Source organism: Streptomyces sp. Q2 (genome assembly GCF_056820935.1).
Genome location: NZ_JBXEJE010000015.1, coordinates 198178 through 205846, shown reverse-complemented (window position 1 = coordinate 205846; position 7669 = coordinate 198178). Strand labels below are relative to the sequence as shown.

Here is a 7669-nt window from a genome sequence, read left to right as displayed (position 1 = left end):
GGCGGCGAGGGCGGACGCGTGGCCGGCCGACGAGGACGGCGGACCCGCCGCCGCCGGTCCCCGGCCGGACCGCCCCGCCGGTCCGCGGCCCCGCCGCACCCCCAAACGGGCCGCACGGCCGGCGTTCTGGCCCGGCCGGCTCGCCGCCCTCGCCGTCTGCGCACTGCTCTGCTTCCCACCACACCGGGACGGCGCCTCCCTGCGCGTCTACGGGTTCGCCCTCGGCGTCTCGACCCTGTGCCTGCTCCTGGCCCTCCTGCTGAGCGCGTGGCCCGCCGTGCCGCTCCTCGCGGTGGCGGTGCTGGTGCCGGCGGGGCCGGCCGCGGCGCAGCTGTTCGAGAGCCGCTTCCAGTCGGCGGGGCTCTCCCGGGCCCTGGACCTCTCCCTCGCCCCGGACTGGCTCGTCGGTACGGCTGCCGTGTGCGCGTCGCCGGCCGCGCTGACGGCCCTGCTTGTACGCCTGACGTCGCCGCAGTCGCCGAGAAGCGCCGGGGCGGAACGCCCGATGGCCGAGGCGAGCCGCATCGCCGACTGAGAACCTCACCGCGTGCCCCGGCGCCGCCTGCCTAGGCTGCCTTCATGACTGCGCATCACGTGAACCGCGACCACCCCGCCGAGGTGCTGCGAGCCGCCTACGAGGCCTTCGCCGCCGTGGTCCGTCCCCTCGGGGACGAGGAGTCCTGGCTGCCCACGGACTGCGCGGGCTGGGCGGTCCGCGATCTGGTGTTCCACTGTGTCGCGGACGCCCAGCGCGCGCTGGTGGCCCTGCACACGCCCGCCGCCGGGCCGGCCGACCGCGATGCCGTCACCTACTGGCGGGACTGGGCCCCGGACCCGGCCGGCGCGGCCAACGGGCGGCGCTGGAACCGGGTGAGCGCCAGCATGTTCCTCGACTTCGGGCAGCTGAAGGAGCTGTACCTGCAGACCGCGGCGGCCACCGTGACCGCCGCGTCGGCGGCCCGGCCGGACGGCCGCGTCACCACGCAGGGCCATGTCCTGACCGCCGCGGACCTGATGGTGACGCTCGCCGTCGAGGCGAGCATCCACCACCTCGACCTCGTGCTCCGGCTGCCCGCGGCCCCGGGACCGGCGCCGGCCGGCCTGGCCGCCGTCCGCGCCACGCTGGACGGCCTGCTGGGCCGGCCCGTCCCGCCGGAGTGGAGCGACGAGCACTACGCCCGCGCCGCCACCGGCCGCACACCCCTCACGGAGGCGGAGCGACGCGCCCTGGGACCGGACGCCGACCGCCTCCCGCTCTTCAGCTGACCTCGCGTCCGGACGTTCCCGGCGGGTCCTCGGCGTCGGCTTCCGCGCGGGCGGGGCGCGGGGTTCTGGTGGAGCCCTTGAGACGTTCGAACGTCCGGGTCAGCTGCTGGAACGCGGATCCGGCGGGCGCACCGGCCGAGGCGTCGAGCGCCGGGCCCGGCACGGCCTCGCGGTAGGCCGCCAGCGCCTCGTTGGCCTGCTCGGCGGCCTCCCGGTACAGGTCCCGGGACCTGGTCATGGCCTCCAGCGCCTCGGCGTACATGGCCACCAGCCTGCGCTCGCGGTCGAGTTCCTCCTCCACGGTCAGCAACTGCCACTGCTCCCGCAGCGCGGTGAGCGCCTCGCCGGCACCTTCCGGCAGAGGCTTCGGCAGGGCGGCGTAGCGCGTCACGGCCTCGATCAGTTCGGTCGGCTCCGACCCGTCGAGGAAGACGCTGCGGACGGCGAAGTCTCCCTCGTGGTAGCCGGGCGGCACCGGTTGTCCGGGCAGGATGACGGCCCCGCCGCGCGGCACCTCCACCTTGAGGCCGCGCAGAGCCCAGTTCACGACCCGCAGCTGGTCCGGGGCCGCCCGGTGCTCGACCACGCGGTGCCGCAGGCTCGGCGGCAGCAGCCGGGTCAGCGGGCGGCGACCGCGTTCGTCGGTGGTCATGGCCTCGTGGACGACGACGTGGACGGCCCAGCCGCGTACGGCGTCCTTGAACAGACGCCGTATGGCCTTGTCGTCCGACGGCAATGGGGTGAGGTCCCCGAAGGGCAGGCCGGTGACGGCCTCGTGGTCCCAGGCGGCGTCCGGCGTGTCGGGCCAGAACATGGTGGCGGGCGAGGGCCAGGACTGGTCCCACGGCTGTTCCGCCTCCGCCACCAGCGTCCACTGGGACGCGTCGTCGGACGCGGGTACGAGGGTCAGCCGGGCGCGCACGGTCACCTGGCCCGGCACCCGCCATCGGGCCTCGAAGATCCGCTCCGGGGCGTCCTCGGCCGCGGGCAGTTCCGCGAAGTCGTCGAGGATCTCGTCGTCCTTGAGGCGCCGCAGACGGTGCCGGAGCACGTCGTCTGCGTCGGGTCCGGCATGACGGCCGCGCGCCGGCCACAGGGTGGGGGGAGTGGCGGGGCGGTCGGTGGGAGAGCTTGGCATGGATCCATCTGTGAGTGGGGGTGGGTGCGGGTGCCAGTATCGTCGCCGCGGGTGGGTGGAGATCAACCGGGGGTCCGGCCCGTGGACACGCGCGGCGTCCTGCGGTGGTGCCCCGCCTGTGGTGACCCGGACCGTCGGCGCTGCTCGCGGTCGGCCGGGGTTCCGCCAAGGGGACGGCCAGCAGTGGGGTGCACCGTCAACGCCGTGATCGCCGGGTCCACCCACACGGAGGGCGTCGGGGACCTCGTATCTCTCCCCTGGCCCGCGCGCACTCGGGGCGCGAACCGTGCGCACCCGTCGAGAGCGGTTCACGCCTGCCCCGCACTCGGCACCCCCGGCACAATGACTCCCGAACGGGGCCCGCTCACCATCCGCATTGGGGCGGGCCCTGTTCACCACGGCTCGCCGCTACTCGCGGGTGAACGTCGAGTCCGTTCCCGTCGAGGGCCTCGACCGTCACCCGGGTCGCCTTCCCGTCCCTGACGTCGCGGAAGGTGACGCCGGACGGGCCGGTGGCGTTCTCGCCGGTCGTCTCGAAGCTGAACGTGTCACCGTCGTAGTGGGCCAGACGGAACGTCTTCGACTGGGGGCCGAGCCGCATGGTCAGGGGGCCGTCCGCCGCGGTGACGGTCAGGGGGCCGTAGCAGTCGTTGGCGTAGGTGCCGGATCGAAGTCCCCGCTCGGCACGTTGTCCTGCGGAGCGGCCGCCGTGCCGACCAGGGCACCGCGGCCGGCGGGGCGGCCTTTGCCGTGCTGGGCCCGCAGATCCTCGCGGTCCGCGGCGCCGGCCGTGGTGGGCGGGCGCGACCTGACCGCGCGCCGAGTGGTCGGTGGACCGGGTGGTTTCGGCCGGGGCGGCGAAAAGAAAAAGCGGCCTCGACGGGTCCGGAGGAATCCGGCACCGTCGAGGCCGTCGTCGTCGTGCTACGCGCCGCTCGCCTTGAGCATGTCCTCACGCTCGACGAGCTTCACGCGGGCGCGGCCCTGCGGCTCGCCCAGCGCCTTCTCGGCGGCGTCCAGCTTGTACCAGCCCTCCCAGGTGGTGAAGCGGACGTCCCGCTCGGCGAGGAACGCGTCCACGGCCTCCGGCTCGGGCGAACCCGGCGTCTGCAGACGGCCGTTGGTGTAGTCGTCCAGCAGGTTCGACACCGTCTCGTTGGCGTCGCCCTTGGTGTGGCCGATCAGACCCACCGGACCGCGCCGGATCCAGCCGGTGACGTACGTGGACTGCAGGTGCTCGCCGCTCTCCTGGAGGACCCGGCCGCCCGCGTCCGGCACCGTGCCCGAGTCGATGTCCCAGGGCAGCTTGGGCAGCTTGTCGGAGAGGTAGCCGACCGCGCGGTAGACCGCGGTGACGTCCCAGTCCTTGAACTCGCCGGTGCCCTTGACGTTGCCCGTGCCGTCCAGCGCGGTGCGCTCGGTGCGCAGGCCGACGACCTTGCCGTCCTCGCCGAGTATCTCCGAAGGCGACTCGAAGAAGTGCAGGAAGAGCTTGTGCGGCCGGTCGCCGACGTCGCGGATCGCCCAGTTCTCCAGGGTCTTGGCGACCATGTCGGCCTGCTTGTTGCCGCGCCGGGTCTCGATCGAGCCCGCGTCGTAGTCGATGTCCTCGGGGTCGACGATGACCTCGATGTTGGGGGAGTGGTCCAGCTCCCGCAGCTCCATCGGGCTGAACTTCGCCTGCGCCGGGCCACGGCGGCCGAACACGTGGACCTCCATGGCCTTGTTGGCCTTGAGTCCGTCGTGGACGTTCGGCGGGATCTCCGTCGGCAGCAGTTCCTCCGCTGTCTTGGCGAGGATGCGCGCCACGTCGAGCGCGACGTTGCCGACGCCGAGCACGGCGACCTTCTCGGCCTCCAGCGGCCAGGTGCGCGGCACGTCCGGGTGGCCGTCGTACCAGGAGACGAAGTCCGCCGCGCCGTACGAGCCGTCGAGCTCGATGCCGGGTACGGACATCTCGCGGTCGGCGGTCGCGCCCGTGGAGAAGATCACGGCGTCGTAGAACGCCCGCAGGTCGTCCAGGCTGATGTCAGTCGGGTAGTCGACGTTGCCGAAGAGACGGATCTGCGGCTTGTCGAGCACCTGGTGGAGGGCCGTGATGATGCCCTTGATGCGGGGGTGGTCGGGGGCGACACCGTAACGGATCAGGCCGAACGGGGCCGGCATCCGCTCGAAGAGGTCGATGGACACGCCGGGTTCGGCGGCCACGTCGGACTTGAGCAGGGCGTCGGCGGCGTAGATACCGGCGGGACCGGCTCCGACGATTGCTACCCGCAGGGGGCGGGGCATGATCAGGTTCCCTTCGAGCGGTGACAAGGCGACTCGACGGGAAGCCTAAGCTAAGGCAAGCCTTAGTTGGTACGCGGGTCCGGTCTATGAGCTCATAAGCTCACTTTATGAGCAGGGTCGGCGGTGTGGGGCTCACGACAGGGGCTGCTCGGCCCAGATGACCTTGCCCTCGGGCGTGTAGCGGGTGCCCCAGCGTTCGGAGAGCTGCGCGACGAGGAACAGGCCGCGGCCGCCCTCGTCGGTCATGGCCGCGTACCGCAGATGCGGCGAGGTGCTGCTGCTGTCGAAGACCTCGCAGATCAGGGTCCGGTCGTGCAGCACGCGGACGTGGATGGGGTCGCCGCCGTAGCGGATCGCGTTGGTGACGAGCTCGCTCAGGATCAGCTCGGTCGTGAACGTCAGCTCGTCCAGTCCCCACCGGGCGAGCTGGCGGCTGACCTGGGCGCGTACCTCGCCGACCGCCGCCGGATCGCCCGGCACCCGCCACTCGGCGACCCGGTCGGCGGCCAGCGACCGGGTGCCCGCCACGATCAGGGCGATGTCGTCGCCGGCCCGGGCCGTGAGCCGGGAGTCGAGGACGACCCGGCAGGTCTCCTCGGGTGACTTGCCGGCCCCCTCCAGCGCGGTGCGCAGCAGTTCCAGGCCCACGTCGATGTCCCGCTCCCGGTCCTCGACGAGCCCGTCCGTGTAGAGCACGAGGCGGCTGCCCTCGGCCAGTTCGAGGTCGGCCGTCTCGAAGGGCAGCCCTCCGAGCCCGAGCGGGGGACCGGCCGGCACCTCCGGGAACTCCACGCTGCCGTCGGGGTGGATCACGGCGGGCGGTGGATGGCCGGCCCTGGCGATCGTGCACAGCCGGGAGACCGGGTCGTAGATCGCGTACAGACAGGTCGCCCCGGTGACGGGGGCGTTGGCGCCCTCCGCCGCCTCGTCCTGGTCGATCCGACCGACCAACTCGTCCAAGAGCGCGAGGAGTTCGTCAGGCGGCAGGTCCAGGGCGGAGAAGTTGTGCACCGCCGTCCGCAGGCGTCCCATGGTGGCCGCCGCGTGCAGCCCGTGCCCGACGACGTCACCCACCACGAGCGCCACGCGGGCACCGGACAGCGGCAGTACGTCGAACCAGTCGCCGCCGACCCCCTCCTGCGCGGGCAGATACCGGTAGGCGATCTCCAGGGCGTCCTGCGCGGGCAGGTTGCGGGGCAGCAGGCTCCGCTGCAGCGTCACCGCCATGTTGTGCTCGCGCGTGTAGCGGCGCGCGTTGTCGATGGAGACCGCGGCCCGGGTGACCAGTTCCTCGGCGAGGGCCACCTCGTCCACGTCGAACGGCTCGGGCTTCTCGGACCGCCAGAAGCTGACCACCCCCAGCACCGCACTGCCCGCGCGCAGCGGTACCGCGACCAGCGAGTGGATGCCGTACGCCACCACCTGGGCGGAACGCTCCAGGTCCTGCGCCTGCCAGCCCGCGGCCTCGCTCAGCCGCGGCTCGACGACCGCCTGCCCGGTGGCGAGGGCGCGCGCCTGGGGTGACGTGTCGACGAGCCGGATCCGCTCGTCGACCGGATACAGCGGGGCGTCCTTGCGGATCCCGTTCACGGCCGTGCGGCTCAGCGCGGTCGTCGCCTGCGGCTGGCCGCCGCTCAGTACGGCGTCGAACAGGTCCACCGTGACGAAGTCCGCGAACCGGGGGACGGCCACCTCCGCCAGTTCCTCGGCGGTGCGGGTCACGTCCAGGCTCGTCCCGATGGCCACTCCGGCGTCGTACAGCATGTTCAGCCGCTCCCGCGCCGTCTCGGCCCGGCCGGACAGGGCACGCAGCTCGGTGGAGTCGCGCAGGGTGGCGACCGTGCCGGGCGGGCCGCCCTGGGAGTCGGTGGTCCGCTGGTTGATCGCCAGCAGCCGGTCCTTGACCAGGTGCACCTCGTCCGTGGCGACCCGTCCGGAGGCCAGCAGACCGGCCGTGTCGGGGGCGAGGCCGAGGTTCAGTACATGCTGTCCCTCGGCGTCGTCGGGCAGGTCGAGCAGCCGGTGCGCCTCGTCGTTGGCCAGCAGCAGGGTGCCGTCGTCGCCGACGATGAGCACGCCCTCGCGCACCGAGTGCAGCACCGCGTCGTGGTGCTCGTACATCCGTGTCATCTCGTGCGGGCCCAGGCCGTGCGTCTGCCGCAGCAGCCGTCTGCTCACCAGCGCCGTGCCCGCCGTGGCCAGGGCGAGCCCGGCCGCGGCGGCGACCAGCACCAGCGGGAGCTGCTGGTCGGCGGCGCCGCCCACGCTCTCGGTCGTGATGCCGGCCGACACCAGGCCGACCACCGTGCCGTCGTCGGCCTTCACGGGCACGACGGCCTGCACCAGCGGGCCGATCGTTCCGGTGATCTCCTCGGTCACGGTCTTCCCGGCCAGCGCCGGGGCGATCGTCCCGACGAACTTCTTGCCGATGCGGTCCGGCTTGGGGTGGCTGTAGCGGATGCCGTCGGTGTTCATGACGACGATGAAGTCGACCTTGGTCGCCTTGCGGGCCGCCTCGGCGCGCGGCTGGAGCAGCGCCGACGGGTCGGGGGAGCGCAGTGCCTCGCGGGTGCCCGGCGCGTTGGCGAATGCCTCGGCGACGGCGACCGAACGGTTGCGGGCCTCCTTGGTGCTGTCGTGTCGTACCTGGAGCACCAGGGCCACCACCGCGGCCACGACCAGCAGCAGCACGATCACCACTTGCAGGACGAACACCTGTCCGGCGACGCTGCGCCCGCCGAGAGCCGACGGCAGCCCCGGCCGGCCCCCGCCGTGCTGCCGCGGGGCGGGCGGACCGCCCGGCTGTCGCCGGGTTCGCCGCGGATGCCCGTCGGGCGCTCCGGGAGCGCGGTCGGGCGCGTGTGAAGGGCGCGGACCACTGGGGCGACGGGTCGACGCCCCGGATCGACCCAAGAGCCGGACCATGTGCCCATGTCTACACTGCCGGGCCCTCAGGAGGCGAGGGGGCCTCAGGGC

Annotated in this window: 5 protein-coding genes and 1 pseudogene; 2 read left to right on the top strand and 4 right to left on the bottom strand. The window is 73.2% G+C overall.

Annotated features, from left to right (window positions below; all coding sequences use genetic code 11):
* Positions 1-535: pseudogene (locus ACWBNA_RS18700) on the top strand (hypothetical protein); the annotation flags it as partial.
* Between the two features lie 44 nt (positions 536-579).
* Positions 580-1266 carry a maleylpyruvate isomerase N-terminal domain-containing protein gene (locus tag ACWBNA_RS18695; RefSeq protein WP_482705506.1) on the top strand — a complete coding sequence of 229 codons (687 nt, stop codon included), beginning with the start codon at positions 580-582 and terminating at the stop codon, positions 1264-1266.
* On the opposite strand, the gene ACWBNA_RS18690 is transcribed toward ACWBNA_RS18695, so the two are convergent.
* The 4 genes from ACWBNA_RS18690 to ACWBNA_RS18675 all read right to left on the bottom strand — a co-directional run bounded on the left by ACWBNA_RS18690 (position 1259) and on the right by ACWBNA_RS18675 (position 7618).
* Entirely contained in the window at positions 1259-2404 is a 1146-nt protein-coding gene (locus ACWBNA_RS18690; RefSeq protein WP_482705505.1) for a hypothetical protein, read from the bottom strand. The genes ACWBNA_RS18695 and ACWBNA_RS18690 overlap by 8 nt on opposite strands.
* 364 nt (positions 2405-2768) lie before the next feature.
* Entirely contained in the window at positions 2769-3011 is a 243-nt protein-coding gene (locus ACWBNA_RS18685; RefSeq protein WP_482705513.1) for a hypothetical protein, read from the bottom strand.
* 317 nt (positions 3012-3328) lie between these two features.
* Positions 3329-4693, bottom strand: coding sequence for an FAD-dependent oxidoreductase (locus tag ACWBNA_RS18680; RefSeq protein WP_482705504.1), 1365 nt, complete (start codon positions 4691-4693; stop codon positions 3329-3331).
* 132 nt (positions 4694-4825) lie between these two features.
* Positions 4826-7618, bottom strand: coding sequence for a SpoIIE family protein phosphatase (locus ACWBNA_RS18675; RefSeq protein ID WP_482705503.1), 2793 nt, complete (start codon positions 7616-7618; stop codon positions 4826-4828).
* Positions 7619-7669 lie beyond the last annotated feature (51 nt).

Excerpts from the sequence above, each read along its gene's own strand:
- ACWBNA_RS18690 (WP_482705505.1), bottom strand. The coding sequence starts at position 2,404 with ATGCCAAGCTCTCCCACCGACCGCCCCGCCACTCCCCCCACCCTGTGG.
- ACWBNA_RS18680 (WP_482705504.1), bottom strand. The coding sequence starts at position 4,693 with ATGCCCCGCCCCCTGCGGGTAGCAATCGTCGGAGCCGGTCCCGCCGGT.
- ACWBNA_RS18695 (WP_482705506.1), top strand. The coding sequence starts at position 580 with ATGACTGCGCATCACGTGAACCGCGACCACCCCGCCGAGGTGCTGCGA.
- ACWBNA_RS18675 (WP_482705503.1), bottom strand. The coding sequence starts at position 7,618 with ATGGTCCGGCTCTTGGGTCGATCCGGGGCGTCGACCCGTCGCCCCAGT.